The organism is Streptomyces sp. NPDC002032, from assembly GCF_042890765.1.
Taxonomy (GTDB): Bacteria; Actinomycetota; Actinomycetes; order Streptomycetales; family Streptomycetaceae; genus Streptomyces.
The window spans coordinates 129498-156101 of record NZ_JBIASM010000006.1 but is presented as its reverse complement, the minus strand read 5'-3'; the positions used below and the strand labels follow the sequence as shown (position 1 = coordinate 156101).

Annotated in this window: 28 protein-coding genes; 12 read left to right on the top strand and 16 right to left on the bottom strand. The window is 73.3% G+C overall.

All coding sequences use genetic code 11. The features are described 5' to 3' along the window. Positions 1-3 precede the first annotated feature (3 nt). Both ACFYYT_RS16685 and ACFYYT_RS16680 read right to left on the bottom strand, forming a co-directional pair. Positions 4-231, bottom strand: coding sequence for a DUF397 domain-containing protein (locus tag ACFYYT_RS16685; protein ID WP_351823654.1), 228 nt, complete (start codon positions 229-231; stop codon positions 4-6). Further along, positions 215-1063: a helix-turn-helix transcriptional regulator gene (locus tag ACFYYT_RS16680; RefSeq protein WP_351823652.1), complete on the bottom strand. Its 849-nt coding sequence runs from the start codon at positions 1061-1063 to the stop codon at positions 215-217. Before ACFYYT_RS16680 ends, ACFYYT_RS16685 begins: the two co-directional genes overlap by 17 nt. A gap of 118 nt (positions 1064-1181) precedes the next feature. On the opposite strand from ACFYYT_RS16680, the gene ACFYYT_RS16675 reads away from it, so the two are divergent. Both ACFYYT_RS16675 and ACFYYT_RS16670 read left to right on the top strand, forming a co-directional pair. Further along, entirely contained in the window at positions 1182-1388 is a 207-nt protein-coding gene (locus ACFYYT_RS16675; RefSeq protein WP_351823649.1) for a hypothetical protein, read from the top strand. Then, positions 1385-1750 carry an ATP-binding protein gene (locus ACFYYT_RS16670; RefSeq protein WP_351823647.1) on the top strand — a complete coding sequence of 122 codons (366 nt, stop codon included), beginning with the start codon at positions 1385-1387 and terminating at the stop codon, positions 1748-1750. The genes ACFYYT_RS16675 and ACFYYT_RS16670 overlap by 4 nt, the downstream gene beginning before the upstream one ends. On the opposite strand, the gene ACFYYT_RS16665 is transcribed toward ACFYYT_RS16670, so the two are convergent. Continuing rightward, positions 1747-2142, bottom strand: a complete 396-nt coding sequence (locus ACFYYT_RS16665) for a helix-turn-helix domain-containing protein (protein ID WP_351823645.1) — start codon at positions 2140-2142, stop codon at positions 1747-1749. The two genes, ACFYYT_RS16670 and ACFYYT_RS16665, sit on opposite strands and share 4 nt — an antisense overlap. Before the next feature lie 87 nt (positions 2143-2229). On the opposite strand from ACFYYT_RS16665, the gene ACFYYT_RS16660 reads away from it, so the two are divergent. The 4 genes from ACFYYT_RS16660 to ACFYYT_RS16645 all read left to right on the top strand — a co-directional run bounded on the left by ACFYYT_RS16660 (position 2230) and on the right by ACFYYT_RS16645 (position 7148). Next, a complete protein-coding gene (locus ACFYYT_RS16660; protein ID WP_351823642.1) occupies positions 2230-2874 on the top strand; it encodes an NAD(P)-binding domain-containing protein in 645 nt (214 codons plus the stop codon). Positions 2875-3046: 172 nt separating this feature from the next. Beyond that, positions 3047-4873 carry an acyl-CoA dehydrogenase gene (locus ACFYYT_RS16655; RefSeq protein ID WP_351823640.1) on the top strand — a complete coding sequence of 609 codons (1827 nt, stop codon included), beginning with the start codon at positions 3047-3049 and terminating at the stop codon, positions 4871-4873. Positions 4874-5018: 145 nt separating this feature from the next. After that, positions 5019-5753 carry a hypothetical protein gene (locus tag ACFYYT_RS16650; RefSeq protein WP_351823637.1) on the top strand — a complete coding sequence of 245 codons (735 nt, stop codon included), beginning with the start codon at positions 5019-5021 and terminating at the stop codon, positions 5751-5753. A 102-nt stretch (positions 5754-5855) separates the two neighbouring features. Then, positions 5856-7148: a M18 family aminopeptidase gene (locus ACFYYT_RS16645; protein WP_351823635.1), complete on the top strand. Its 1293-nt coding sequence runs from the start codon at positions 5856-5858 to the stop codon at positions 7146-7148. 41 nt (positions 7149-7189) lie between these two features. Here the strand turns inward: ACFYYT_RS16645 and ACFYYT_RS16640 are convergent, their stop codons facing one another. Next, the gene (locus ACFYYT_RS16640) at positions 7190-9028 is read right to left on the bottom strand and encodes an NHL domain-containing thioredoxin family protein (RefSeq protein WP_351823632.1); all 1839 of its coding nucleotides are present in this window, start codon (positions 9026-9028) and stop codon (positions 7190-7192) included. A gap of 154 nt (positions 9029-9182) precedes the next feature. Next, positions 9183-10763: a recombinase family protein gene (locus ACFYYT_RS16635; RefSeq protein ID WP_351823629.1), complete on the bottom strand. Its 1581-nt coding sequence runs from the start codon at positions 10761-10763 to the stop codon at positions 9183-9185. Positions 10764-10973: 210 nt separating this feature from the next. On the opposite strand from ACFYYT_RS16635, the gene ACFYYT_RS16630 reads away from it, so the two are divergent. After that, positions 10974-12128 carry an acyltransferase gene (locus ACFYYT_RS16630; protein ID WP_351823627.1) on the top strand — a complete coding sequence of 385 codons (1155 nt, stop codon included), beginning with the start codon at positions 10974-10976 and terminating at the stop codon, positions 12126-12128. On the opposite strand, the gene ACFYYT_RS16625 is transcribed toward ACFYYT_RS16630, so the two are convergent. Next, entirely contained in the window at positions 12091-12897 is an 807-nt protein-coding gene (locus ACFYYT_RS16625; protein WP_351823625.1) for a hypothetical protein, read from the bottom strand. The two genes, ACFYYT_RS16630 and ACFYYT_RS16625, sit on opposite strands and share 38 nt — an antisense overlap. Before the next feature lie 32 nt (positions 12898-12929). On the opposite strand from ACFYYT_RS16625, the gene ACFYYT_RS16620 reads away from it, so the two are divergent. Next, on the top strand, positions 12930-13436 hold the full coding sequence (locus ACFYYT_RS16620; protein WP_351823622.1) for an LURP-one-related family protein: 507 nt from the start codon (positions 12930-12932) through the stop codon (positions 13434-13436). A 31-nt stretch (positions 13437-13467) separates the two neighbouring features. Here ACFYYT_RS16620 and ACFYYT_RS16615 read toward each other — a convergent pair whose 3' ends face one another. Beyond that, positions 13468-13902 (bottom strand): hypothetical protein, encoded by a 435-nt coding sequence (locus ACFYYT_RS16615; protein WP_351823620.1) that lies wholly within the window; start codon positions 13900-13902, stop codon positions 13468-13470. A 28-nt stretch (positions 13903-13930) separates the two neighbouring features. After that, a complete protein-coding gene (locus ACFYYT_RS16610) occupies positions 13931-14746 on the bottom strand; it encodes a carbon-nitrogen family hydrolase (protein ID WP_351823618.1) in 816 nt (271 codons plus the stop codon). Between the two features lie 138 nt (positions 14747-14884). On the opposite strand from ACFYYT_RS16610, the gene ACFYYT_RS16605 reads away from it, so the two are divergent. Beyond that, positions 14885-15709 carry a maleylpyruvate isomerase family mycothiol-dependent enzyme gene (locus ACFYYT_RS16605; RefSeq protein WP_351823615.1) on the top strand — a complete coding sequence of 275 codons (825 nt, stop codon included), beginning with the start codon at positions 14885-14887 and terminating at the stop codon, positions 15707-15709. A gap of 15 nt (positions 15710-15724) precedes the next feature. On the opposite strand, the gene ACFYYT_RS16600 is transcribed toward ACFYYT_RS16605, so the two are convergent. The 6 genes from ACFYYT_RS16600 to ACFYYT_RS16575 form a co-directional block, all read right to left on the bottom strand. Then, complete coding sequence (locus ACFYYT_RS16600; protein WP_351823614.1) at positions 15725-17104, bottom strand: MFS transporter; 1380 nt, start codon at positions 17102-17104, stop codon at positions 15725-15727. Then, complete coding sequence (locus ACFYYT_RS16595; RefSeq protein ID WP_351823611.1) at positions 17101-17784, bottom strand: GntR family transcriptional regulator; 684 nt, start codon at positions 17782-17784, stop codon at positions 17101-17103. Before ACFYYT_RS16595 ends, ACFYYT_RS16600 begins: the two co-directional genes overlap by 4 nt. A gap of 59 nt (positions 17785-17843) precedes the next feature. After that, on the bottom strand, positions 17844-19736 hold the full coding sequence (locus ACFYYT_RS16590) for a C1 family peptidase (RefSeq protein ID WP_351823609.1): 1893 nt from the start codon (positions 19734-19736) through the stop codon (positions 17844-17846). 201 nt (positions 19737-19937) lie between these two features. Continuing rightward, positions 19938-21212: an FAD-dependent monooxygenase gene (locus tag ACFYYT_RS16585; protein ID WP_351823606.1), complete on the bottom strand. Its 1275-nt coding sequence runs from the start codon at positions 21210-21212 to the stop codon at positions 19938-19940. A gap of 38 nt (positions 21213-21250) precedes the next feature. Then, positions 21251-21427, bottom strand: coding sequence for a DUF397 domain-containing protein (locus ACFYYT_RS16580; RefSeq protein ID WP_351823603.1), 177 nt, complete (start codon positions 21425-21427; stop codon positions 21251-21253). Between the two features lie 4 nt (positions 21428-21431). Beyond that, positions 21432-22295, bottom strand: a complete 864-nt coding sequence (locus ACFYYT_RS16575) for a helix-turn-helix transcriptional regulator (protein ID WP_351823600.1) — start codon at positions 22293-22295, stop codon at positions 21432-21434. A 218-nt stretch (positions 22296-22513) separates the two neighbouring features. Here ACFYYT_RS16575 and ACFYYT_RS16570 point away from each other — a divergent pair, with 218 nt between their 5' ends. The 3 genes from ACFYYT_RS16570 (at position 22514) to ACFYYT_RS16560 (ending at position 24686) form a co-directional block, all read left to right on the top strand. Beyond that, the gene (locus ACFYYT_RS16570) at positions 22514-22921 is read left to right on the top strand and encodes an ATP-binding protein (RefSeq protein ID WP_351823597.1); all 408 of its coding nucleotides are present in this window, start codon (positions 22514-22516) and stop codon (positions 22919-22921) included. 68 nt (positions 22922-22989) lie between these two features. Then, positions 22990-24198, top strand: coding sequence for a DUF1266 domain-containing protein (locus tag ACFYYT_RS16565; protein ID WP_351823594.1), 1209 nt, complete (start codon positions 22990-22992; stop codon positions 24196-24198). A gap of 74 nt (positions 24199-24272) precedes the next feature. Further along, positions 24273-24686 (top strand): PPOX class F420-dependent oxidoreductase, encoded by a 414-nt coding sequence (locus ACFYYT_RS16560; RefSeq protein WP_351823591.1) that lies wholly within the window; start codon positions 24273-24275, stop codon positions 24684-24686. A 12-nt stretch (positions 24687-24698) separates the two neighbouring features. Here the strand turns inward: ACFYYT_RS16560 and ACFYYT_RS16555 are convergent, their stop codons facing one another. Both ACFYYT_RS16555 and ACFYYT_RS16550 read right to left on the bottom strand, forming a co-directional pair. Continuing rightward, entirely contained in the window at positions 24699-25100 is a 402-nt protein-coding gene (locus tag ACFYYT_RS16555) for a hypothetical protein (RefSeq protein WP_351823588.1), read from the bottom strand. A gap of 398 nt (positions 25101-25498) precedes the next feature. Further along, positions 25499-26458: a GNAT family N-acetyltransferase gene (locus ACFYYT_RS16550; protein ID WP_351823585.1), complete on the bottom strand. Its 960-nt coding sequence runs from the start codon at positions 26456-26458 to the stop codon at positions 25499-25501. Positions 26459-26604: the final 146 nt, after the last annotated feature.

Below are 26604 nucleotides of genomic sequence, written 5' to 3'. Positions count from 1 at the left end.
AGCCTATCGATGCCGCGGACCGTCCGGGGCGGTACCGCCCTTCAGTGCGGAGACGAAGGGCCCCCAGGCCGCCGCCGACAGCACGAGCACGGGCCCGCCCGTCACCTTGGAGTCCCGCACGGGCACGACCCCGTCCACCCCGTCGGCCACTTCGACGCAGTCGCCGTTATCGCCGTTGGTGTAGGTGCTCGTCCGCCAGGTGGCATTGCGCAGATCAACGCTGCGTTCCATTTCGAAGGTCCTCGGCTGTCGATTCGAGCAGGTCGAGGGACGCCTGCGACGACAGAGCGGCGGCCCTGAGGTGATCGTATGCGTTCCGATACGCGGTCACGATGGCTGGATCGTCGATGAGTTGGCCGTAATAGGGCCCTTCTGTGTACATGAACGGCGGCTCATCATCGAAGTACATGAGCTTGATGGAGTGCGCCATGAACGGTCGGCTGACGACGTTCCACGGAAGGACCTGTGGAACGATGCGGCGGCGCCTGGCCAGTGAGGCGATGTGGTCCAGCTGATCCGCCATCTCCAGGGGCGGCAGCAGGGGATACCTGAGCAGCGACTCATGCAGGATCACCCAATACTCCGGCCGTTTCGGGTCCTCGAAGAGCCGTCCTCGCTTCAGCCGCTTCTGCACCCTCGCCTCGACCTCCTCCGCCGACTCCAGCGGGTGCGTGGCATGGATGATCGCCCGGATGTACGGTCCCGTGTGCAGCAGTCCGGGGATCAGTGCGTTGGCCCACTCCTCGATGGTCCGCGCCCGCGTTTCCTTCTCCGCCACCGGCGCGAAGTACTTGGCGTGCGGTCCCTGCGGGGCATTCCGGACGTCCTCGCAGCACCGCTCGAAGAAGCCGTCCGTACCCAGCACCTGGTCCACGTGCCGGGCCAAATCCTGCGGCATGCGGCGCTGGGCACGCTCGATCTCGCTGAGGTAGCTGACGCCGTAGAAGCTGCCCTCCACGAGGTGCTGGAGCGTCAGTCCCGCCTTCTCGCGCCGCCAGCGCAGCTCCTTGCCGTAGAACGCCGGGACGCTCTCCGAGCCGTCAATGTCCTTGCGTGCGGCCATCGCCAGGGCCTGCTTTCCACACTTCGTCCTGTGGAGCCGAAACCCTTCCCACGGTACGCGGCGCCGCGTCAGCCTGTGAGGGCTTCGTCACACTCCGCACAGGAACGGAAATCCCCCCATGAGCGATCACGACGGCGACCGCGTAGCGATCACCGCCCTCACCGAACTCCGCGCCGCCCTCGCGGCACACGGGATCACGCTGCCCTCGCTGGACCTGCACCTGCCCTCGTACGCGGGGACGTCCAAGTCCCCGCCCCTCATCGCCCTCGGCAACTGCAACGCCGCCACCGCGCGGCGGCTCGCCGAAGTGCTGACCTCGCGGTGAGCCTCACCATCCGGCTGCTCGCCGTCCCCCAGGCGGCGCCCCTGCTGCGGCACGCCGTGCGCGAGCACCTCGGGGCCGGGGCGAGCCCCGACGCGGAGCTCTGTGTCAGCGAGCTGCTGGCCAACGTGATCGCCCACCTCGGCGAGGGCACCCCCGTCACCCTGAGGGTCACCGGCAGGGCAACCCGTACGCGGGTCGAGCTCACCGACCCCGGTCCGCACGCGTGGCCCGCGCCGCGGCAGGCCGCGGAGACCGACGAGTCCGGGCGGGGGCTGGCCCTGCTGGCCGCCGTGTCGCTGCGCTGGGGCGTGCGGCGGGAGCCGGGCGGCAAGACCGTCTGGGCCGAACTACCCCGCCCCTAGCGGCCCTCGTACCGGTCCTGCGCGTCGAGCACCGCGTCCGCGTACCGCGCGGCCCAGGCTCCCATCCCCCGCATCGGGACCAGCAGGGCGGTGCCGGCCTCCGTCAGGGCGTAGTCCACGCGCGGCGGGGCCTCGGCGTACGGGCGGCGCTCGACGAGGCCGTTGTACTCCAGCCGCCGCAGCGCCTCGTTCAGCACCTTCGGGCTGATCCCGCCGATCCGCGCGACGAGCGCGCGCGGCCGCATCGGGCCGTGCACGCCGAGCGTGAAGACCACGACGCTGTCCCAGCGCTTGGCCAGCACCTCGAAGGCGACCCGCGCCCGGCAGTCGGCCGTGTACGGGATGTCGGGCAGGCCCTCGGACGGGTCTGACGGGTCGGTCGGCGTGTCCATGCGGTCATCCTGCCCCGGACGATGGACACCGGGCGGTGTGCGTCGGTCTCCGTAGCGTCGGCCACTCGACGAGGAGAGGGGTGGACCGTGCGGATCGGTGTCATGGGTACGGGAGCGATGGCGGCGGCCCTGGGCGGCGCCTGGGTACGGGCCGGGCACGAGGTGTTCGTGGGCGGCCGGGACGCGGCGGCCGCGGCGGTGCTCGCCCGGCGGATCGGGGCGGCCGGGCACGGGTCCCCGGCGGAGGCGGCGGCGTACGGGGAGGTGGCGCTGCTGGCCGTACCGGCCGGGGCGGCCCCGGACCTGGCGCGGGAGCACGCCGGGGCGCTGGCCGGGCGGACCGTCGTGGACTGCACGAACGCGCTGGAGCCCGGCCCCGGCGGGGTGATGCTCACGACCCGCGGCGGACGGAGCGTGGCGGGGCTGATCGCGGCGGCGGCGCCCGGCGCACACGTGGTGAAGGCCTTCAACCTGGCCCACGTGAGCATGTGGGACCGGCCCCCGGTCACCCGGGACGGCGCCGCCCCCGCGGTGCCGTTCTGCGCGGACGACCCGGCGGCGGCGGGTCGGGTGGAGGAGCTGATCACGGGGATGGGGTGGAGCCCGATGCCCGCGGGCGGGCTGGACCGGGCGGGGTACGTGGAGGCCACGGCCGCCTTCGTGATCGGCGTCTGGTGGGCGGGCGGCTCGCCGCGCCTGGCCTTCCCGGAGCCCGCGGGGGCCGCGGCCTGACGCCCCGGCGCCGCCGGGCCGGTGCCCCGGCGGCGCTCCAGCGTCCCTGGCTTGACGCTGGTCACAGTCTTCGTTGAAGGGTTGCGCCTTATTACCGACGGGTAGCATCATGACGTTACCGATTGGTATGTACGAGGAACCTGTCTCCCCGAGCCTTAACGGAGCCGTCGCCATGGGGCACTACAAGTCGAATCTCCGCGACATCGAGTTCAACCTCTTCGAGGTGCTCGGACGCGACAACGTGTACGGCACCGGCCCGTTCGGTGAGATGGACACCGAGACCGCCAGGACCATCCTCAGCGAGATGACCAAGCTCTCCGAGAACGAGCTGGCCGCCTCCTTCGAGGACGCCGACCGCACCCCGCCGGTCTTCGACCCGGCCACGAACACCGCGCCCGTCCCGGCGTCCTTCAAGAAGAGCTACAAGGCCTTCATGGACTCCGAGTACTGGCGCCTGGGCCTGCCCGAGGAGATCGGCGGCACCACCTCGCCCCGCTCCCTGATCTGGGCGTTCGCCGAGACGATCCTCGGTGCGAACCCGGCCGTGTGGATGTACTCCTCCGGCCCGGCGTTCGCCGGCATCCTCTTCGAAGAGGGCAACGAGGCGCAGAAGAAGATCGCCGAGATCGCCGTCGAGAAGCGCTGGGGCTCCACCATGGTGCTGACCGAGCCGGACGCCGGTTCGGACGTCGGCGCGGGCCGCACGAAGGCCGTCCAGCAGGACGACGGCTCCTGGCACATCGAGGGCGTCAAGCGCTTCATCACGTCCGGTGAGCACGACATGGAGGAAAACATCCTCCACTACGTCCTCGCCCGCCCCGAAGGCCACGGCCCGGGCACCAAGGGCCTGTCCCTCTTCCTCGTCCCGAAGTTCCACTTCGACTGGGAGACCGGCGAGCTGGGCGAGCGCAACGGTGTGTACGCCACCAACGTCGAGCACAAGATGGGCCTCAAGGCCTCCAACACGTGCGAGATGACCTTCGGCGACCAGCACCCCGCCAAGGGCTGGCTGATCGGCGACAAGCACGACGGCATCCGCCAGATGTTCATGATCATCGAGTTCGCCCGCATGATGGTCGGCACGAAGGCCATCGCGACGCTCTCCACCGGCTACCTGAACGCCCTGGAGTACGCCAAGGAGCGCGTGCAGGGCCCGGACCTGGCCAACTTCATGGACAAGACGGCCCCCAAGGTCACCATCACGCACCACCCCGACGTGCGCCGCTCCCTCATGACGCAGAAGGCGTACGCCGAGGGCATGCGCGCCCTCGTGCTGTACACCGCCTCCGTCCAGGACACGATCCAGGTCAAGCAGGCCGCGGGCGAGGACGCCTCCGCCGAGATCGGCCTGAACGACCTGCTCCTGCCGATCGTGAAGGGCTACGGCTCGGAGCGCTCCTACGAGCAGCTCGCCCAGTCGCTGCAGACCTTCGGCGGTTCCGGTTACCTCCAGGAATACCCGATCGAGCAGTACATCCGGGACGCCAAGATCGACACCCTCTACGAGGGCACCACGGCGATCCAGGGCCAGGACTTCTTCTTCCGCAAGATCGTCCGCGACCAGGGCGCCTCGCTGAACGTCCTCTCCGAGACGATCAAGAAGTTCCTCGCCGAGGGCCCCGGCGGCGACGACCTCGCCCCCGCCCGCGACGCCCTCGCCAAGGCCGCCGTGGACCTGGAGGCCATCGTCGGCCAGATGATCGTCGACCTCACCGCCACCGGCGAGGACGTCAAGAACATCTACAAGGTCGGCCAGAACACCACCCGCCTGCTGATGGCCTCCGGCGACGTCGTCGTCGGCTACCTGCTGCTCAAGGGCGCGGCCGTGGCCGCCGAGAAGCTCGCCACCGCCTCCGCCAAGGACGTGGCCTTCTACACCGGCAAGATCGCCGCCGCGAAGTTCTTCGCCTCCCAGGTGCTGCCGGGCGTCTCCGTCCAGCGCGCGCTGGCCGAGGCCGTCGACAACTCCCTCATGGAGCTGGACGAGGCCGCCTTCTAGCCGGCCGCCCTGCGGGGCGCACCCCTCGTACGCGGTGTACGCACAGCGGCCGGGCCTCCCAGCGGAGGCCCGGCCGCTGGTGTGACCGGACCCACCCCGCCGGCGGCTTTCCCCGATGTCGGTCGTTCATGGGACGCTCGTAGGCATGAGTCCACAGGAGCAGCACAACAGCAGGGGGTATTCCGTCCCCACCGGGCGGCCGTACGCCCTCAAGGAGCTGCAGGCCAATGTGGGCGCCCTCGGGGACCGGATCACCGAGCTCTACGACGGCGCGCACCCGGCCGAGTACGACCCCGTCGCCGACGCCCTGTACGTCGCCTTCCGGACGGCCTCCGCCCTCGCCCCCGCCAAGAGCTACACGGGCTGCCCCGAGCACCCCAACGGCGCCCTCGACCCCGAGGCCCCCGAGGGCTGGGGCCGCTGCCTGATCTGCAACGACCGGCGCCGCCTCGGCCGCCGGCTCCAGGGCGGCCGCGCCGCGGGCCCCGCCGCGGCGGGCGAGCAGCGCCGCCTCGGCTACCCCGTGCCCGAGCCCCCGTACACGCTCGACATGCTCCGGCAGTACCTGCGCACGATCGACGAGCAGCGCTTCCACCTCACGCTCGGCTCACCCGACCAGGACTTCGTGCGCATCGCCGACGACCTGCACCGGGCCTTCATCGTCGCGCGCGAACTGTCCCGGCCCCGGGGGGCCTCCGGATGCTCCGAACACCCGGGCGCGCCGGTGGACCCCGATGCCCCTCCCGGTGAGGCCTGTATCTTCTGCGCCGGACGCAGAAGACGCGCGCAGCGGCCGCCGCAGACCCCCGAGATGCTCCCGCGCATCCGCCGGGGCGAGCGTCGGCAACTGCAGCGCAGATTCGAGCGTCCGCCGGGCTGAGAACGACGGGGTCCCGGGGCCAAAGAGCCCCCGGCCCCCGACGTTTCGGCTATCCGCCGCAGTCCGGACATGGCGAACACGACCGTCGTTAAGGTGAACCACATGAGCTCTCCCGCCCGCTTCGACCGCGGCCACACCGACGACCTGATGACCTTCCTGACGGCCAGTCCGTCGCCGTACCACGCCGTGGCCAACGCGGCGGAGCGGCTGGAGAAGGCGGGCTTCAGGCAGTTGTCGGAACAGGACGCCTGGGACTCGGGCACGGGAGGCCGGTTCGTCCTGCGCGGCGGCGCGCTCATCGCCTGGTACGTGCCGGAGGGCGCGGCCGCGCACACCCCCTTCCGGATCGTCGGCGCCCACACCGACTCCCCCAACCTGCGGGTCAAGCCGGTCCCGGACACGGGCTCGCAGGGCTGGCGGCAGGTCGCCGTGGAGATCTACGGGGGCACCCTGCTCAACACCTGGCTGGACCGCGACCTGGGCCTGGCCGGGCGGCTGACCCTGCGCGACGGCACCGAGCGGCTGGTGAACGTGGACCGCGCGCTGCTGCGCGTGCCCCAACTCGCCGTGCATCTGGACCGGTCGGTGAACACCGACGGGCTGAAGCTGGACAAGCAGCGCCACATGCAGCCCATCTGGGGTCTGGGCGACGCCCGCGAGGGCGACCTGATCGCCTTCCTGGAGGAGGAAGAGGGCCTGCCCCAGGGCTCGGTGGCGGGCTGGGACCTGATGGTCCACTCGATCGAGCCGCCCGCCTATCTGGGCCGCGACCGCGAGCTGCTGGCCGGACCCCGCATGGACAACCTGCTGTCGGTGCACGCGGGCGTCGCCGCCCTCGCCGCCGTCTCCTCGCACCCCGCCCTGGACCACATCCCGGTGCTGGCGGCCTTCGACCACGAGGAGAACGGCTCGCAGTCCGACACCGGCGCCGACGGGCCGCTGCTCGGCAACGTGCTGGAACGTTCTGTCTTCTCCCGCGGCGGCAGCTACGAGGACCGGGCGCGGGCCTTCGCCGGCACCATCTGCCTGTCCTCCGACACCGGGCACGCCGTCCACCCCAACTACGCGGAACGGCACGACCCTTCGCACCACCCGCGGGCCAACGGCGGCCCGATCCTGAAGGTCAACGTCAACCAGCGGTACGCGACCGACGGCAGCGGCCGCGCGGTGTTCGCGGGGGCGTGCGAGCGCGCCGGGGTGCCGTGGCAGACCTTCGTCTCCAACAACTCGATGCCCTGCGGCACCACGATCGGCCCGATCACGGCCGCCCGCCACGGCATCCAGACGGTGGACATCGGCGTGGCGATCCTCTCGATGCACTCCGCCCGCGAACTCTGCGGCGCCGACGACCCGTTCCTCCTCGCCAACGCCCTCCTGTCCTTCCTGGAGGGCTGAGCGGCCACGGCCGGACCGTGCGGGCCGGCCGTGGCGGGGGCTCAGGCGTCCAGGCCGGCCAGGACCAGGGGGAGGCGGGCGGCGCCGTCCGGGGTGACGCGGACCGGCACGCCCCAGTCCTGCTGGTGGACGTGGCAGGCCGGGTACTCGTTGGCCGGGTCGTCGTCGCAGGAGGCGGCCATCGCCGACACGTGCAGGACGCCCTCGGTGACCTCCGGGTTCAGGGCGAGCTCGCGGAACAGGTCCGTGCCGGGGCCCTCCCCGGCGGTGAGGAGCTCCGGCGGGGTCGAGGAGACCAGCAGCCGGGTGGAGGGCCCGTAGCGGGTGTCGAGCTTCTGCCCGGCCGGGGCCTGGAAGACCACGTCGAGGCGGAGCGTGCCCGGGGCGACGTCGGTGGCGGCCCGCCGGGTGCGGTGGGCGACCGCGTCGACCCGTACGGCCTCCTCGGGCAGCCGCAGCCGGGTCAGCCGGTGCCGGGCGGACTCCACGACCACGATGTCCTCGCCGACGAGGACGGCGTCGCTGGGCTCGCGCAGGTCGGTGGCGAGGGTGGTGACCTGCCCGGTGGCGGGGTCGAAGCGGCGCAGGGCGTGGTTGTACGTGTCGCAGACCGCGACCGAGCCGTCCGGCAGGGCCGTCACCCCGAGGGGGTGCTGGAGCAGGGCCTGGGCGGCGTCGCCGTCGCGGTGGCCGAAGTCGAACAGGCCGGTGCCGACGGCGGAGCGGATCACGTAGCCGTCCGCGCCGTCGGGCTCCGCGTACCGCAGGGAGCTGGTCTCGGAGTCGGCGATCCACAGCCGGTCCCCGGCGGCCGACAGCCCCGACGGCTGCGCGAACCAGGCCTCGGCGGCGGGGCCGTCCACGAGCCCCTCGTTGGTGGTCCCGGCGGCCACCTGGACGGTCCCCGCCTCGGGGTCCCAGGTCCACAGCTGGTGCACGCCGGCCATGGCGATCCACACCCGGCCCTGCCACCAGGCCACGTCCCAGGGGGAGGAGAGGTCCACCTCCAGGGCGGGACCGGAGGTGGGCGAGCCCTGCCACCACTGGCGTCCGGTACCGGCGACGGTCTCGACGGCACCGGTGGCGGGGTCGTAGGTGCGCAGCGCGTGGTTGACGGTGTCGGCGACCACCACCCGGCCGTCGGGCAGCAGCGCCAGGCCCTGCGGCTCGCTGAAGGCGTCCGGCCCGAAGCCGCGCTCCCCGCTGCCGACGCGCCGTACGACGCTCTCCCCGTCGGGGGCGAGCTCCACGAGCTGGTGCCGCGTCGAGTCCGACACGAGCAGGTTCCCGTTGGCCAGCAGCAGCGCCTTGCCGGGGAAGCGCAGGTCGGTCGCGACCGGCTCGGGCGCCACGTACGGCCCGTCGCCGCGCCGCAGGGTCCCCTTGGCGGCGTGCTCGGCCTCCAGCTCCCCGACGAGCCGCTCGATGGCGTGCGCGTGCCCCTCGCCGGCGTGCTGCGCGACGACGTACCCCTCGGGGTCGATCACCACGAGCGTGGGCCACGCCCGCACGGCGTACTGCTTCCAGGTCGCGAGCTCGGGATCGTCGAGCACGGGGTGGTGCACCTCGTACCGCTCGACGGCGTCGACGACGGCGGCGTGGTCGGCCTCGTGCACGAACTTCGGCGAGTGCACCCCGACGATCACCACGGTGTCGCGGTGCTTCTCCTCCAGCTCGCGCAGCTCGTCGAGGACGTGCAGGCAGTTGATGCAGCAGAAGGTCCAAAAATCGAGGATCAATGTGCGACCTCGGAAGTCGGCCAGCTTCAGATCTTTGCCGCCGGTGTTGATCCATCCACCCTTGCCGATCAGCTCGGGGGCACGGACACGGGCACGGCGGGGCGCGGGCGCGGGGGTGGGCGCCGAGGCAGCATCGTTCATGTTTCAAGCTTGCCATCCCCGTGTGAAGGCGGGATCACGCCCGTACGAAGCGACTCAGGGCACCCGCTCCACCACGGCGACTTCCGAGAACTCCCGGAGGAAGGTCATGTGACCGGTCCGGCCGGTGTGCTGTGTGCACCTGTCGGTGCACACGTCAGCGTTCCCGGTCGGTTCGGAGGTCCACTGGCAGTCCGGGTTCAGGCACCGCGCGGTTGCCCGTCGCCCAGACGATCCGGCAGCGCTCGTCGCCGTCGAACCTCACGCCCACCCTGCCTCGGCGGACTTCCACTCGATCGATTGCGAGGCCCAGGCGTTCACGCCTTCCGGCCGCATCGTCGGCTTCCCAAGCCTCACGCAGCAGGCCCGCGTCCAGGAGAGGAGAGATGTCCACGGAAGGGGTCGGCATCCGCAGTAGGTCGGCGCGCAGCCCCTCGATCCGGGTACGAAGTCGTCCGGCGAGCCGGTCGTACCGGTCGATCGCGTCTGCGCCGGTGAACTCGCCACGGAGGTACCTGGCCTCCTCCAGGTCCGCCAGACGGGCCCCTTCGTCCGCGATCTCCGCCTCGATCGCGTCCCGCTTCGCGAAAACCTCCGGGTCCTCCCGCTGTACCCAGCGATCGGCGATCACGGCGAGGAGCGGGTCCTGGGGCTCCAGGGACGGCAGGCGCGAGAGGAATGCCCGGGTCACGTAGTCGTCGATGCTCTCGACCCGAGCCGATACGCCGGAGCATCCTCGCCCCATCCGGTGGCTGGAGCAGTGGTACGACGTGCCGGCCTTGCTCATCCGTGCCCCGCAGAGCCCACAACGCGCTATGCCAGTGAGCAGTGACTTGCCCTGCTTGTGGCCGTGCCGCTTTCCCGCCAGAGGAAACGTCCGCGCTTCGAGCTGGCGGAGGATGAGTTCACGCTCCCCGACCGTGATGATCCCCTCACCGATACCCACGGTTTCGAGCGTCTCGGGATCCCGGTAGGGAGAGACCCGGTTCATGTACTTGCGTGTCCCGTCCGGCTGCTCCTCGTACTCGGTCTGCGGCATGAGACCGGCGAAGGCCGGTGAGCGAAGGAGTTGCATGACGCTGGACGAGTTCCACTCGCCTCCACGGGCGGACTCCACCCCGTGTTCGTTCAGCAACCGGGCGATGTGGACGAGGGCCTTCCCGGAGAGCGCCTCGTCGGCGATCAGGCGGGCGTAGACGGCGGTCTCGGGGTCGTGGACGAGCTTCTTCGCCTCCGGGTCCACCAGCAGCCCGTAAGGCGGCTGTCCGCCGATCCACTGGCCCCGCTGACGCAGGTACCGCTTGGCGTTGCCGACGCGCATCCCGAGATTGCGGGACTCGTTGCGGGCCAGTTCCGCCAGCATCGCGATGGTGACCCGGGCGCTGTCGTTCTTCGTGTCGAGGCCGTCCATGACGGAGACCAGCCGTCCGCCGGCCCGGCCTATGTCGTCCAGCGCCTTGCCGACCTCGCCGATGCCCTTGCGGGACAGGCGGTCGAGTTTCCAGACGATCAGAACGCCCACGACGCCGGCCGTGGCCGCTGTGATCGCCGCATCGAACCCCTTGCGGCTGACGTTCTTGTAACCGGAACGTCCACGGTCGATGTGGACCTTGCGGACGGTCAGTCCGTTGCGCTCTGCCCACGCGCGGCAGTCCGCTTCCTGGCGGTCGATCGCGGTCTTGCCCTCCCGGTCCAGGGACAGGCGCAAGTACAGGTCGGCAGTGGTGTGTTGGTGCACGTCCCCACGCTAGCGAGAAGTGCGCACATTGGTTCAGGAGATCCAGAAATCGAGGATGCCGGTCCGCCCTCGCGGATCGGCGAGGGTGTAGGAGGTTCCTCCGGTATTGGGCCGGCCCCCCGCACCGGTCCGCTCGGGGGCCCGCTGCCCCGGGTGAGCGGGCTTCGCCGGGCGGAAGCGGAAGGTGGGGGCGTGCTAGTTTTTGCGGCCGTGGCGACGACTGAGCTGATAAGCGGAACAGACGGCGCGGGAGCCGTGGCGGAGAAGGGCCGGGGTGGCGGAATCGTTTCGCTGCCTTCGCTCACCGGGCTGCGGTGGACCGCCGCGCTGATGGTGTTCCTGTACCACGTGCACATCGTGGAGTACTTCGGCGGACGCGCCAACGACCTGGTCACCTTCGCCTTCGGTGCCGGGAACAGCGGGGTGTCGTTCTTCTTCGTCCTCTCCGGCTTCGTCCTCGCCTGGTCCAGCGCCACCGCCCCCACCGGGCGGCGCGTCCTGACCTTCTACCGGCGACGGTTCGCCCGCGTGTACCCGCTGCACCTGGTCACCGTCGCCTTCGCGCTGCTGATGGCCGTGGCGTTCGCGCCGGACACCAAGCAGGGGCTGCGGCCGCTCGCGGCGAACCTGGGGCTCGTGCAGTCCTGGGTGCTGGAGATCCCCTACTTCCAGGGGCTGAACCCGGTCAGCTGGTCCCTGGCCTGCGAGGCGTTCTTCTACCTCTGCTTCCCGCTGCTCCTGTGGCCGCTGCGCCGCCTCGGGCCGCGCTCCGCCTGGCCCGTCGCGGCCTGCGCGCTGGCCGCCGTCCTGGCCGTGCCGACCGTCTGGGAGCTGACCGGGGTGCCCGACGGCACGATCTGGTCCCAGTACTTCTTCCCGCTGGTCCGCCTCCCCGAATTCGTCCTCGGCATCGCCGTGGCCGAGCTGGTGCGCTCCGGGCGCTGGCGCGGCCCGGGCCTGACCGCCTCCCTCGCCCTGGCCATGGGCGGCTACTTCCTGAGCTACCAGGCCGACTACGCCTACCGCTCCGTCGCCTGCACCGTCGTCGGCTTCACGTGCCTGATCGCCGCCGCCGCGCGCGCCGACGTGGCGGGGGAGCCCTCGCCCTGGCGGGGGCGGCTCAGCGTCAAGCTGGGCGAGGTCTCCTTCGCCTTCTACATGGTCCACATCCTGGTGATCCGGACCGGCGAGCACCTCTTCGGCGGCCATCCCAAGCTCCCCCTGTGGGACGGGGGCCTGCTGGTGCTCGCCGCGGCCTTCTCGGTGTCCCTGGCCCTCGCCTGGGCCCTGCACACCTGGGTGGAGGTCCCGGGCCGGCGGCTGCTGCTCAGGCGGTGGCGAGGAACGAGCGCAGCGAGGCCGTGAGGGCCCGCACGAAGGAGTCGCGGACCTCGGGCGCGAGCAGGTCCAGGGACAGGTAGGGGTTGAGGTCCTCCAGCTCCACGAGCAGCAGTTCGCCGGAGGGGGCCCGGCAGGCGTCGACGCGCTGGATGCCGTGCGCGAGGGTGTTCCACTCGACGAAGCGGCGCGCGAAGGCCAGGTCCGCGTCCGTGGGCTCGTACGGGGCCAGCTCCCAGCGGCGCTTCGGGTCGGGCGCGTACAGGGCGTACTGGAAGGCGTCGTCGACGAAGTAGAAGGACACCTCGTACGCGAAGTCGATCCGCGGCTGGATCAGGATCTCCCCGGCCGGACCGGACGGTTCGGCCGTGAAGGTGAGCCCGATGGAGTCGGCGCCCTGCTTGGGCTTCACCGCGTACGAGGGCACGCGCGGCAGCAGGTGCAGGTCCGCCGGGTCGTCGACGGTCGGGATGACCGGGAACCCGGCGGCGGTCAGGTCGAGGAGGTACTGCTTCCCGGCCATGTCGCCGCGGCCGGTGAGCGGGTTGTAGACGCGGGTCCCGGCGGCGAGCGCGGCCGCGCGGAAGGCGTCGTGGGCCTCCTGGTAGTGCAGGACGGGGCCGCTGTTGCGGACGATCACCGCGTCGAAGCCGGGCATCAGCGCCGCCGCGTCCAGCGGATGGCACAGGGCCAGCGGGAAGTGCTCGCGGAGCCGGGCGGTGAGGAATATGTCCTCGTCGCCGTAGCGGCGGCCGCGCGCCGGGTACGCCAGGTCGGTCACGTAGAGAAGAGGCATGGCGGCAACCTATCGCGGGCAACGATCAGGGCATGAAATACCTCGTACGGGACAAACTGCTGGCCATCGGGGACGACTACTGGATCGAGGACGAGGACGGCCGGCCCGCCTTCCTCGTCGACGGGAAGGCCCTGCGCTTCCGCGACACCCTGGAGCTGAAGGACCGGGACGGCCGGATCCTGATCACCCTGCGGGCGAAGCTCTTCGCCCTGCGCGACGCGATGACCCTGGAGCGGGACGACCTGCGCCTCGCGGTGATCCGCCGCAAACGCCTGTCGCTGCTGCGCAACCACTTCCTGGTGACGCTGGCGGACGGCACGGAGCTCGACGTCAGCGGGCGGATCCTGGACCGCGAGTTCAAGGTCGAGTACGACGGCGAACTGCTCGCGCTGATCTCCCGCCAGTGGTACCGGATCCGCGAGACGTACGCCGTCGACGTGATCCGCGAGGACGCGGACCCGGCGCTGCTCATCGCGGTCGCGGTGTGCGTGATCCGGATGGCCGAGAAGGAGCGGGAGGGCCCGGACCCCGAGGAGTGAGGCCCTCCCGGTCGCGCGCCCGGGACCCGCCCTAAAGGTCGTCGCGGTGGCTGTCCGCGTGGTGGGAGCGGGCCGTGAGCTGGCCCTGGACGTAGGGATCGGACTCCGGGGCGTAGGGGCCGCCGTGGTCCACGAGGTGCTCCTCGATGCGCTGCCACTCCGCCACGACGGCCGGCTCCGCCCCGGCCTCCCGGGCGGCCTCCAGGGCGTCCTCCGCTTCGTGGTGGCGCATGCCGGTGGCCTCGGCGCGGACCCGGTCGCGCGCGGCGCGCTCGCCGGGGGCGGGCTCGTGCGGCTCGGCGGCCGCCTCGACGGCCTCGGCGGCTTCGGCCCTGGAGGCCCCAGAGGCGCCGGAGGCCCCGGAGGCCGTGGCGGCGCCGGGGGCCGTGGCGGCCCCGGGGGCCGTGGCGGCGCCCGTGTCCGTGTCCGTGTCCGTGGCGGTCGCGGTTTCGCTGCGCTGGGTCATGGCGCTGTCCTGCCCCGTCCGCGCCGGATCATGAGCCCTCCCGACCGGCCGCGCCGCCCGGGGTGCGGAGCCCCAGCACGCGGTCCTTCAGCGCCGGGAACTGCTCCCGGGTGGCGGCCACCTTCGCCGGGTCCAGCTCCACCGTCAGGACGCACTCCCCCGGGCCCGCCTCCGCGAGCACCTCGCCCCACGGGTCGACCACCAGGCTGTGCCCGGACTGCTCGACGCCCGCGTGGGTGCCGGCCAGCGCGCAGGCCAGTACGTACGACTGGTCCTCGACGGCCCGCGCCCGGTTCAGCAGGGTCCAGTGAGCGCGCCGCCTGGCCGGCCAGCCCGCCGAGACGACCATGGTCGTGGCGCCCGCGTCGACCAGGCCCCGGAACTGTTCGGGGAAGCGCAGGTCGTAGCAGGTGGCCAGGCCCAGGGTCTGCTCCGGCAGGGTCACCGTCGTCAGCGAGTCCCCGGCCGACATCAGCACCGCCTCGCCCTGGTCGAAGCCGAAGCGGTGGATCTTGCGGTAGGTCGCGGCGAGCTCGCCGGCCGGGGACAGCACGAGCGCGGTGTTGTAGAGCGAGCCGTCACCGGCGCGCTCGACGACCGAGCCGGCGTGCAGCCAGACCCCGGCGTCGCGGGCGGCCTTGGACATGGCCTCGTACGTCGGGCCGTCCAGCGGTTCGGCCTCGGTCTCGAACTGCTCGTAGGCGAAGGCCCCGACCGTCCACAGCTCGGGCAGTACGACGAGGTCGCTGCCGCCCTGCTCGCGCACGAGTTCGGCCGCGCGGGAACGCCGGGAGCCCACCGACTCCCCTTCGTTCACCGCGATTTGGATCAGAGAAGCGCGCACAGTACCACCGTCCTGGCCTATCAGCCGTCCGTTCGGGCCTACGATCGTCACACGAAAGCACTGCCGGGGTGCTCATCGGCAGCGTAGTTTTGGGAATAGTCCACAACGCGCCACTGAAACTGCACGCGAGGGGTCCCGTTGACCGTCCATCCCAGCCTTGAGCCCTATGCCGACGCGTGGACGCATTCCATCGAGGCGATAACCGAGCTGGTCCTCCCGCTGGCCGAGAGCGAGTGGAACCGGGCCACCCCGTGCCCCGGTTGGTCCGTCCGCGACGTCGTGTCGCACATCATCGGCATCGAATGCGAGCAGCTCGGCGACCCCCGGCCGATCCACACCCTGCCCCGCGACCTGCGGCACGTCGTCGACGAGTTCACCCGGTACATGGAGGTGCAGGTTGACGTCCGGCGCCACCACACCGCCCCGGAGATGACCTCCGAGCTGGAGTACACGGTCATCCGGCGCGCGCGCCAGCTGCGGAGCGAGAAGCGGGATCCGGCCACCCTGGTACGCGGACCGCTCGGCGAGCAGGTGCCCCTGGAGCACGCGCTGCGGCTGCGGGCGTTCGACGTGTGGATCCACGAGCAGGACCTGCGGGCCGCGCTGGGCGTGCCCGGCAACTGGGACTCCCCGGGCGCTTACGTGGCGCGCGACCTGCTCCTCGCCGGGCTGCCGAAGGCGGTCGCGAAGGGCGCGGGCGCGCCGCCGAACTCGGCGGTGGTGCTGGACGTGCACGGGCAGCTGGAGTTCATGCGGACCGTACGGGTCGACGCGACGGGCCGGGCCACCCTCGACAAGTCGCCCTCGCTGGGGCCGGCCGTGACGCTCACCATGGACTGGGAGACGTACGTACGGCTCGCCGCGGGCCGGGTGCGGCCGCGCGCGGTGGCCGACCGGGTCAAGGCGGAGGGCGACCCGGAGCTGGCCGAGGCGATCCTGGCGGCCTTCGCGGTCACTCCGTAGGGCCCGCCGGGCCCCTCAGACCCCGGCGGGACTGGTGGGGCTGGCGGGGCTCGCAGGGCTCGCGGGGCCGGCGGAGCCCGCGACCGCCACGGCCTGCGGCTGCGCGGCGGGGGCGCCGCGCTCCCGTTCGCGGGCCAGGGCCCGGCCGCGCAGCCGCAGGATCTGGGCCACGCCGAGCGCCTCCAGGACGAACACCGACGAGAAGGCGATCCGGTAGTTGTCGCCGGTGGCGTCGAGCAGCACGCCCACCGCCAGCAGGGTCGTCATCGAGGCGAGGAACCCGCCCATGTTGGTGATGCCGGAGGCGGTGCCCTGACGCTCGGCCGGGTTGGCGGGCCGGGCGAAGTCGAAGCCGATCATCGAGGCCGGTCCGCAGGTGCCGAGCACCACGCACAGGGTGACCAGCAGCCACATCGGCGCCCGGTCCCCCGGGCTGGCGAGGACGGCGCCCCACAGGGTGGCGGTGACCGCCACGGTGGTCAGGGCGAGCGGGATCCGGGAGGCCTGGCGGCGGCCGACGAGCTGGCCGTAGAGCAGCCCGAAGCCCATGTTGGAGGCGACCACCAGGGTCATCAGGGCGCCCGCGGTGGTCCGGGACAGCCCCTGCGCCTCGACGAGGAACGGCATCCCCCACAGCAGCAGGAACACCATCGCGGGGAACTGGGTGGTGAAGTGCACCCACAGCCCGAGCCTGGTGCCGGGTTCCCGCCAGGAGTCGGCGATCTGCCGGCGCACGAAGGCGCCCGCGCCCCGCGCCCCGCCCGTCGGCGCGGCCCGCGCCGGCTCGTGGCCCTCGGGGTGGTCGCGCAGGAACAGCACCAGCGGGACGAGGACCACCAGCCCGGCGACGGCGCTGCCCGCGAAGGCCGGCACCCAGCCGAGCCCGTGCAGGACGGGCGCCAGCACCAGGGTGGAGACCAGGTTGCCCGCCATCCCCACCAGCCCGGCCAGCTGCGCCATCAGCGGCCCGCGCCGGGCGGGGAACCACCGGGTGCCCAGCCGCAGCACGGAGATGAAGGTCATGGCGTCGCCGCAGCCCAGCAGGGCGCGGGCGGCCAGCGCCATTCCGTAGGACGGGGACAGCGCGAAGCCGAGCTGCCCGGCGGTGAAGAGCACGGCGCCCAGCGTGAGCACCTTCTTGGTTCCGAGCCGGTCCACCATCAGGCCGACGGGTATCTGCATGCCCGCGTAGACCAGGAGCTGGAGCAGGGAGAAGGTGGACAGCGCGGAGGCGCTGACGTGGAAGCGGCCGGCGGCGTCGAGGCCGGCGACGCCCAGGCTGGTGCGGAAGATGACGGCGACGAAGTAGACGGCGACGCCGATCGACCAGACGGCCACGGCCCGGCGGCCGCCGGGCGGGTCCTCGGACACCGCGACGGTGCGGGAGCCGCTCACCGGCCCGTCCCCCGCACCAGTTCCTCGACCCGGCCGACGTGTCCGCGTACGGCGGCGGCGGCGGTCTCGGCGTCCCCGGAGCGCAGGGCGTCCAGGATCTCGGCGTGCTCGGCGAGGGAGCGCTCCACCCGGTCGGGGTGCGCGTGCAGCAGGGCCACGCCCATCCGCAACTGGCGGTCGCGCAGCTGGTCGTAGAGCCGGGAGAGGATCTGGTTGCCCGCGTGCCGGACGATCTCGGCGTGGAAGCACCGGTCGGCCTGCATCATCGCGGCCAGGTCGCCGCGCCCGGCGCAGCGCCGCTGCTCGGCGAGGAGTTCCGCGAGCCGCTCCAGCAGGGCCGGCGGCGCGGGGACGGCTCGGCGGACGGTGAACTCCTCGACCAGCAGCCGGGTTTCGATGACATCGGCGATCTCCTGCGCGGAGACCGGCAGCACCAGCGCGCCCTTCTTCGGGTACAGCTTCAGCAGCCCCTCGGTCTCCAGCCGCAGCAGCGCCTCGCGGACGGGCGTACGGGAGACCCCGACGGCCTCGGCGAGTTCGCCCTCGGTCAGCAGCACCCCGCCCTCGTAACGGCGCTCCAGCACGCCCTCCTTGACGTGGCGGTAGACGCGGTCGGCGGCGGGCGGGGGCTTCGGGCCGGAGGGGGCCGGGGAGGCGGGCGAGAGCGGCAGGGCTGGCATGCGCACAGGATAGATACATGAGGGATGCACGCGTATCCGTGTCCACGATCCGGACTGGATCAGACGGGACCGATCACCGGCCCCTCGTGCCAGCCCGCGCCGTCGCGCCAGTAGTGCTGGAGCAGGCGGTCGGTGCGCAGGACGACGACCTCCAGGTTGAAGCCGAAGCTGCCCTGGAGCATCCCGGTGACGGTGCGCACGTCGTGCCCGAACACCGCGTCGCGGACCCAGCCGGAGCCCGCCGCGTTCCCGCGCCACCAGTGCTCGACACGGCCGTCGGCGCGCGCCGCGCACAGCTCGTAGTTGCCCGCGGTGTCCTCGTCCACGGCCCCGTACTGCGCCTCGATCAGGCAGGGCGCGGAGGTGATCCCGGCGCCGAAGACCTCGCCGGGGCGCCAGACGAAGCCGTTCGGGTCGTCGCGCCACCACAGCTGCATCGTGCCGTCCTCACGGGCGGCCACCAGGTCCAGGTGCCGGCTGCGGGTCTGTACCAGGGCGGGCCCGTAGTGGGCGATGCCCGAGGCGAAGCGGCCGCCGTCGTTCCAGGTCCAGGGCGCGCCGTTGATCCGCCACCAGTGGCCCAGCCGGCCGTCGGCGGTGCGCACGACCACCTCGAAGTTGCCCGGCTTGCCGTAGTCGCTCTGGATGAACGCCGGGGTCGAGCCGACCGCGGCGTCGCCCGGGCCGAAGGCGCCGCCGTCCCGCCAGACGCCGACGGCCTGCTCGTAGTACCAGTGGCGCAGCCGGCCGCCCGTGGTGACGTGCAGGGACTCCATGTTCCGGTTGTAGGTGGTGCCGGTGAAGGCGGGCTGGCCGGAGGCGTCCGAGGCGAAGGACGCCGCCCGGGACCAGCCGTGGGGGGCCTCGCCGTCGCGCCACCAGTGCCGCAGGCGGCCGCCGCCGCCCGCCGTCGCGGCCAGCTCGAAGTTGCGGTGGGCCCGGCCGTTGCCGCTCTCGTAGACGTTGCCCGCGTGCAGGCGCCGCTTGCTCCAGGGGTCGATGTTGGTGCCGACCAGCCCGGACTTGGCCCAGTAGTCGATGTTCACCTCGCCGTACGCGATCCGGCCGTAGCCGCCGACGTGGTGGCCGGTCCCCCAGGAGTTCTTGAACAGCCAGCAGCCCGCCGCGTCGTCGTAGCCGACGACCAGGACGCAGTGGCCGCCCGCGAGCCGGTCGCTGGTGCGGTGGTAGACGCCGGACCCCAGCCCGAAGAAGTCGTCGTAGACGTCGAAGCAGGCGGTCAGCGGGCCGACCGTGTCCAGCCAGGCCTTCTGCTGCTCCACGTCCCCCAGGCGTACGTGGCCGGTGATCCGGACGGTGCGCCCGGAGCGGTCCCAGCTGGGCGTGTACTCGGCGCGCCAGGCCTCGCGCCGCTCGGCGGGCAGGCCGGGGGGCGGGGTGCCGTAGGGCCAGCAGTCCGGGTCCGCGAGGCCGCCGTTGGTCCGGATCCAGTCCAGGGCGGTCTCCGGGTTCCCGCCCTGCCCGCAGGCGGACTTCAGCCCGTCGTGCACGTCGCCCTCGGAGCGGCGCGCCCATACGTCGTGCTCGATCCGGGCCATCGACTCGACGAGGCCCGCCGCGGCGAAGACCCAGCAGGAGTCGCAGGGGTTCTGGTCCTTCACCTTGGTGAGCCAGGGCCAGCCCCAGCGGCTGCGCCAGTCCACGGCCACCGGGCGGGGGGCGACGGCGGCCCCGGGCCGCCCGTCCAGCAGTCCGTGCGCCGCGCGGCGCCGGGTCAGGTGCGGGTTGCCGCTGGGGCGGCCGACGAGCGCCCGCAGGTCCACGGTCCCCGCCTCGGCGGCCGGCGTCAGGTTCACCCCCGGCTCCAGGCCGAGCGCGGGGCGCGGTACGGGGTCCCCGTCGGCCAGGTGCTCGCTCACCGACCACCGCGCCCCGTACGCGGCGAGCCGTGCCCGCAGCTCCCCCGCCGTCTGGCCAGACTCCCCCGGCATACCGCCCCCCAGCTGCAACCGCCCGGTCCTGGGCCCCGGGAGCGTCTCCCCGTCACCGGCGCCCGTCAAGGGGGTCCGCGCGGGCGCACGGAGGCACGGCCGTCGCGGGCGCCGGGCCCCGGGCGGCCGCCGGCGGGGGCGCCGGTACGGAGCGGGGTACGGGGGCGGTACGGGGGCGGTACGGATGCTGTCGGGCGCGGGTTACGGGGCCGTTCCGCCCGCCCGGGCCGCGTCGGCATCAGCGGCCGGGGGCGCGGGCGGGGGCGGGGTCAGGGCCTGGCCGCCGATGCCCGCCGCACCGCCCAGCTGCCCCTGCCACCAGGCCGCCACCTCCTGCGGCCCCATCGAGGCCCACGCCGGAGTCCGCTCCACCTGCGCCCGCCCGAGCCGCCGGGCCAGCGCCACGAGGTCCCGCCCGGCCCGGCCCCGGGCCGCCTGGTAGCCGTCCACCAGCTCCTCCCAGGTCCCCGCGCGGCGCCACGCGGCGGCAAAGGCGGCGGCGTCCTGGAGGGCCTTGGCGGCGCCGCTGGTGTTGTGCGGGCGCACCACGGTGGCCGCGTCACCCGCGAGCAGGAGCCGGCCCCCGGCCACCCGCTCGGTCTCCAGGTCGTAGATGGGCTGCACGAAGGTGTCCGCCGGGTCGGTCAGGGCCAGTGCCGCCCCCCAGTACGCCGGGAACTCCCGCTCCAGCAACGCCCGCAGGTGCGCCGACAGTTCCGGGGTCAGCGCGCCCGGCGGGAAGCTCGTCGGGTCGTCGAAGCGCAGCCCGCCGCCCCGCGGCGGCGGCGCGTACAGCACCCAGTTCACCCGGGGGCCGTCCGGACCGGGGATCCGGTAGATCACGCAGCTCCCGCCCGCGAAGCAGACGGTGGTGACCGCCCCGGGGTGCGGATCGGCGGCGCCGCCGAGCCCGGCGAGCCGGCCCGCGTCGAAGTTGCCGCGCCAGCAGACGTACCCGGCGTAGTGCGGCCGCGCCCCCGGGCAGAGCGCCTCGCGCACCACGGAGCGGTACCCGTCGGCGCCGACGGCCAGGTCGTACCGCTCGACGGCGCCCCCTGCGAACCGGATCCCGGCGCCGCCCCCGTCCCCCGTCACCGCCTCGACCGTCTCGCCCTGCCGGTAGACCACGGAGTCCGGGGTCGCCGCGCGCAGCCCGCGCCACAGCAGCCCCCAGTGGTACGAGTGGAAGGGGAAGGGCTGCTCCCAGATGAGCCGGCCGCCCGCCTCCCGCGGATCCCGCACCACCCACCGGCGCCGCTCCAGCCGGTGCGCGGGGATGCCCGCGGGCAGCGCCCCCGCCGCGGCCAGCTCGGCGGCCCGGTCGTCGTGCACGCACAGCCCGAGCCCCCGGTCGGCGAGCCGCCCCCGCGTGCGCTCCAGCACGACGACCCCCTCCGCCCCGGCCCGTACCGCCGCCGACGCTAACGCGCATCCCGCGATGCTCCCGCCGACGACCGCCACCGCCCCGCCCCGCATACGCGTCTCCTGCCGTAGAGGGAGGTCCGCCGCCCCGGCTACCGGGCCGCGACGAACGCCTCCCAGGTGGTCCCGCTGACCTGGACGACCGGGCCGTCCGGCCGCTTGCTGTCCCGGAGGGCCACCGTGCCGGGCACGTTCGTGGCCACCTCGACGCACTCGGTGTTGGCCTGGTCTCCGCTGTAACTGGACTTCACGAACACGAACTTTTTCAAGGGCCTACATACCTTTGCTGATGGCGTCGATCAGGCTCACCGAATCGAGCGGCGCGAGGCTCAGCTGCGATACGCGGGCGAACGCCCGGTTGTAGGCGGCGCTGGCCTCCGCCCCCTCCGCCCACAGAGTAGAGGCGAGGCTCTCGGCATAGCCGACGTCCAGTGCTCCGGGCTCCGCGAACGACACGATGTTGAAGGAACCGTCGACACCGTGGTACCTCCCCGCCCGGAAGGGGAGCACCTGCACGTGGACGTGCGGCAGTTCCGCCATCCTCACCAGGTGGTCGAGCTGCGCGCGCATCACTTCGGCGGTGCCGACCTGCTGGCGCAACGCGGCTTCCCACAGCACCGCGTGGAACTCCAGCGGCGCGTCGCCCCACAACCGCGCCTGGCGCTTGATCCGTGACGTCACGAGCGCCTCGATCTCGTCGGGGTGCGACCAGTTGGACGTGACGCCGAGCGCCCGCACGTATTCCGGGGTCTGGAGCAGCCCGGGAACGAGGGCCGGCTGCCAGGTACGGATGCGGCTGGCGACCTCCTCCATCGCGATGTACTCGCCCAGACCGCCGACGATGGGCATCTTCTGCCACCATCCCCTGGCCTTGCGGCGCTCCCGGTCCAGCTTGGCCAGCGCCAGCAGGCCGTCCACGACCGCCCTGTCCGTCACGCCGTACAACGTGCACAGGGCGATGACGTCGGGGTCCCGGAAGGGCACCCAGCCCCGCTCCATCTTGGCGATCTTCGCCGCGGTCGCACTGAGCACCTGGGCCGCCTGCGGCTGGGTCAGGCCCGCCGCGTCACGCAGCCGCAGCAGCTCGCCGCCCAGCCGACGGGCCAGCACCGTCGACACCCGGTTGTCCGTGGGCACTTGGTCCACCTCCTCGCACCGGACGCAGTCTTCACCGCTCCGGCCGGACCACACAACTCACCCTTGGGGATATATATCCCCAAGACAGCTTGCACGCCAGCGCGACGGACCCCTACGGTCGGTGACGAACCAATCACCGCACAGCGTCCGTTGGCGGAAGCGCACCGCTGCCCACGAGGCACCGGCATGCCACCGCCCGCACAGGAGGTGCCACGGTCATGGAGCTCACACCCACCCGGTACGACGTACGGAACTACCCGCCCCGCCAGGACTCCGTACCGGCGGCCCGGCGGCGCGCGGCGTGGCTCGCGGTGCTCTGGGGGCAGCCCCAGCTGGCGGCGGACGTGGCCCTGGTGACCAGCGAGCTGACCACCAACGCGCTGCTGCACGGGGCCGTCGACGGCCGGGACCTGCGGGTAGGGCTGCGGCTCATGGAGGCGGTGCTGCGGATCGAGGTGACCGATCCGAGGGGGGAACGGTGGCCCCGGCCGAGGGTCGCCGCGCCGGGGGACCGGTTCGGGCGGGGGCTGCACATCGTCGGGGCGCTCGCGCGGGACTGGGGCGTCAGGGACCGGGTGGTCGGCAAGACCGTCTGGGCGGAGCTGCCGCTGGGGGAGTCCCCGTAGCACCCGGTCCCGTACACCCCGCGACCGGCCTGCGGGCGCCCCGGGTCCCCCCTATACAGTCGGGACGTATGGATGGCTGGACTGCGCCGAGCGCGATCGAGAGAGAGCTGTACGGGGCCAAGGCGCGCGGGGACTGGCCCGGCTACCTGGACGCCCTCGCCCGGGCCGAGCTCTTCCTCCCCCAGCACCGCGCCCAGGTCGACGCCGAACCGGCGCACGCGCGCTTCCACCCCATGCCCGGCGGGGCCGCCCTGGCCGTCTACACCCGGGGCATGCTGCCCGCGCCCGACCCGTACACCGTGTACCTGCGCCAGAGCCTCGCCTGGTTCGCGAACGCCTGGGACGCCCGGGACCCCGCCTTCCTCGCGGTGAACCCCGGCTGCCCCGCCGAGGCCTACCTGACCACCACCCCCGCCGACCGCGCCCGCTGGCGCGCGCACTGGGACGCCGCCCCCTCCTGGGGCCTGGCCGAGGGCGCCGTGCACGCCCTGCACACCGGCGGGCCGCTGCACGGGCCGGTCGCGCACGGGCTCGCCGTCGGCGCCCATCTGGCCGTCTCCAACGGGGAGTTCTGGAATGCCCTCGCCTACCACGGACTCGGCTACACCCGCGAGCGCGAACGGCTGCGCAAATGGTGGGGCGTCACCGACAGCGCGGGCTGGCTGGACGCCCTGCGCCAGCTGCTGAACGCCGAAGCCGTCAGCCCCGTCTGGGAGTTCGCGCTGCGCGTGCGCCGGGTCCTCGCCTCGGACTTCGCCGGCCCCGTCGACGTGGAGCACTGGCGCCACGCCGCCGAGGCCGGCCTGCGCCGGGGCGCCGAACGCTCCGCCGAGCCGCAGCTCACCCCCGACGGGGTCACGGTCGCCGAGCCACGCCCCCGCGCCGAGGTCGAGGGCGAGATCGCCGGTGTGCGCCGGCTCATCGGCCGGATCGCCCGCTACGAGCAGCGCTTCCGGGCGGACGGGCTGCTCCCGCCGGACGGCTGGGTGCGTTCCGTGGAGGGCTGGGACCTCGGCCGTGCCTCCCAGATGGCCCGCTGGGGCGTCGCCACCCGCTACGGCACCGTGGAGGACGCCGAGCGGGCCGTGCTCCGCGCGGGCGGGGCGGTCCGCCGGACGTACCGCTCCTGGGCGGACTTCTCCGCCGGGTACGCCCTCGGCCGGTGCCTGCACTTCGACGAGGAGGAGTTCGGGGAGTGGTACACCTCCTCCCTCGCCACCCATCTGACGCTGACCACCGATCCCGCGAGTCCCTGGCTCAACATCCCGTGGCGCTGAGCGACTTCGGGTAATCCCGGCTCCGCCGCCCGGCTCCGCCCCGCGCCGTCCGTGCCCCAACTACCCTGCCGCGTATGACGATCACGCTGAACGACGCCGTACGCCGGCTCCTCGACGCCCCACACCCCGCCGTGCTCTCCACCCTCAACCCCGACGGCAGCCCCCAGAGTTCGGTGGTCTGGGTGACCCGGGACGGGGACGACGTGCTGATCTCCACCGAGCGGGGCCGCCGCAAGGAGCGCAACGCGGTCCGCGACGCCCGGGTCAGCCTGACCGTCTTCGACCTGGCCAACCCCTACGTCTACGCGGAGATCCGCGGCACCGCCACCGTCACCGAGGACGCCGGACGCGCGGTCGCGGTCCGCATCGCCGAGGAGTACCTGGGCCCGGGCGGCGGCAAGGAGTACGCGCAGGCCGCCGACGGAGCGGTACGGGTCATCGTGCGCATCACCCCGTCCAAGGTCGCCGGCAACGCCGCGAAGGGCTGAGCCGGAGCACCCTCAGGGAAGCCGTGGCCGCACCGCAGACCAGGCGTCCACGGCCTCCCGCAGGGGGCCGCCGTCCGCGAGGTAGGGCCGGACCGCCTCGGTGTGGCCCAGCAGGTTCTTGATCAGGCGCAGGTGCACGATCCCCGCCCGGGGCAGGTCCCGCCAGACGGCGGCCCGCGCGGCCGCCTCCCGGGGGGACAGGTCCAGCAGCGCGAGGGCCTCCCGGCACAGCGCCGCCGGGTCCCCGCCCGGCCCGGGCCCGAACTCCCGGATCAGGTAGCCGCGTACGTGGGCCAGGTCGATGCCCCGCGCCAGGCCCGAGGCGCCCTCGGCCCGCGCGCACCAGTCCGCCGCCGCCAGCGCCACCCGGCCCCAGCGCAGCCGCACCCCGGCGGGCAGGGCCTCGTCCCGCATCCCGCCCCCGGCCAGGCTCCGCAGGGTCCGCGGCAGGGGCTCGTCCCCCCAGCGGCGGCCTGGTGGCCAGCCAGGCCTCCAGTTCCGCCAGGGCGTGCCCGGCGGGCGGTACGGAGGTCAGCACCTGTCCCCGGCCGAGCAGCGCGACGACGGCCCCCGCGAGGCGGACCCGTGCCGTGTGCCCGGCGCCGAAGGCCTCGACCGGGCGGCCGTGGCGCTCTATGCGGCGCAGCCCGAGCCGCGCGGGCCCGGCGGCGTAGACCTGCCCGGCCCGGGCGGCCCCGCCCAGGCACCGCACGACGCACACGCCGCCCGTGGCGTCGGTCTCCTCGACGCAGTACACCTGCAACTCGGTGATGGGCACCCCGACCCCCTTCCCGGTGCGGGAGGTTACCGCGTCAGGCCGCCGGCGGCGGCTCCAGGACGAGGCGGATCTCGGTGACCTCGTAACCGGCCCGGTCGAAGGCGGCGGCCATCGGGACGTTGACGGTGTCGGTGGTCGCGGTGACGCGCTCGGCGCCCGCGGCCGCGTGGAAGCGGGTGATCTCGGCGAGGACCTCGTCGATCAGGCCCCGGCCGCGCTGCTCCGGGACGACTCCCAGGTATCCGACGTTGCGGTGGTAGGGGGTCGCGGAGGGGATGGCCATCCCGGCGAGGGTGCCGTCGGGCAGGTGGGCCAGGCGCCACCACGCGCGCTCGCCGGGGCAGTCGAGGTAGAACGCGAAGTCGGCGCGGGCGAACTCCTCCTCCGTCATCGTGGCGAGTTCGCTCCGGGTGTTCAGGTCGAGGCTGCCCCGGGAGAGCCGGGCGAAGGCCTCCAGGAACTCCTCGTCGGTGCCCTCGCGGAAGACGAGGCGCCCGGTGGGCGCGGCGGTTCCCGCGGCCGGGGTCCACTCGTAGCGCAGGCGCTCGGTCTCCCGCGTCAGACCGGCCCTGCGGGCGGCCTCCCGGCGCCAGGCGACGGCGGCGGCCAGGGCCGGGTCGGCGCGCCAGTCGCGGGGCAGGGACAGGTGGTAGCCGGGGACCGCCCCGAAGGCGGTGTGGCCGGCCTCCAGCAGGCCGGCGGCGAGGGCGGCCGGGTCGGCGACGCCCTCGCGGACCTGGAGGCAGTCGAGGGCCACGGGCCGCTCGCTGTCGGCCCGGCCCCACCACAGGGCGCGGGCCAGCGGCTCCCCGTCCTCGTCCTCGGCGAACCAGGTCCACTCGGGGCGCAGCCGGTGGGCCGCGAACTCCTCGCGGACGCGGTCGGCGCCGAGGGCGGTGACGGGGCCGTCGGCCGGGTAGGCGGCGGCGCGGTCGGCGGGGCCGGCGAGTCCGACGCGGTCTGTGGGGTCTGCGGAGGCAGCGCGGAAGTGCATCCGGCGATGATCACACGCCCGTACCGGCGCTGACCAGGCATTTCTCCCCGGCTCCCGGCATGGCCGAGGGGCCGGTCCCGCCGCGCGCGTGCGCGGGGGACCGGCCCCTCGGACGTACCGCGGATGCCGCGGGTACCGCCTGTGGA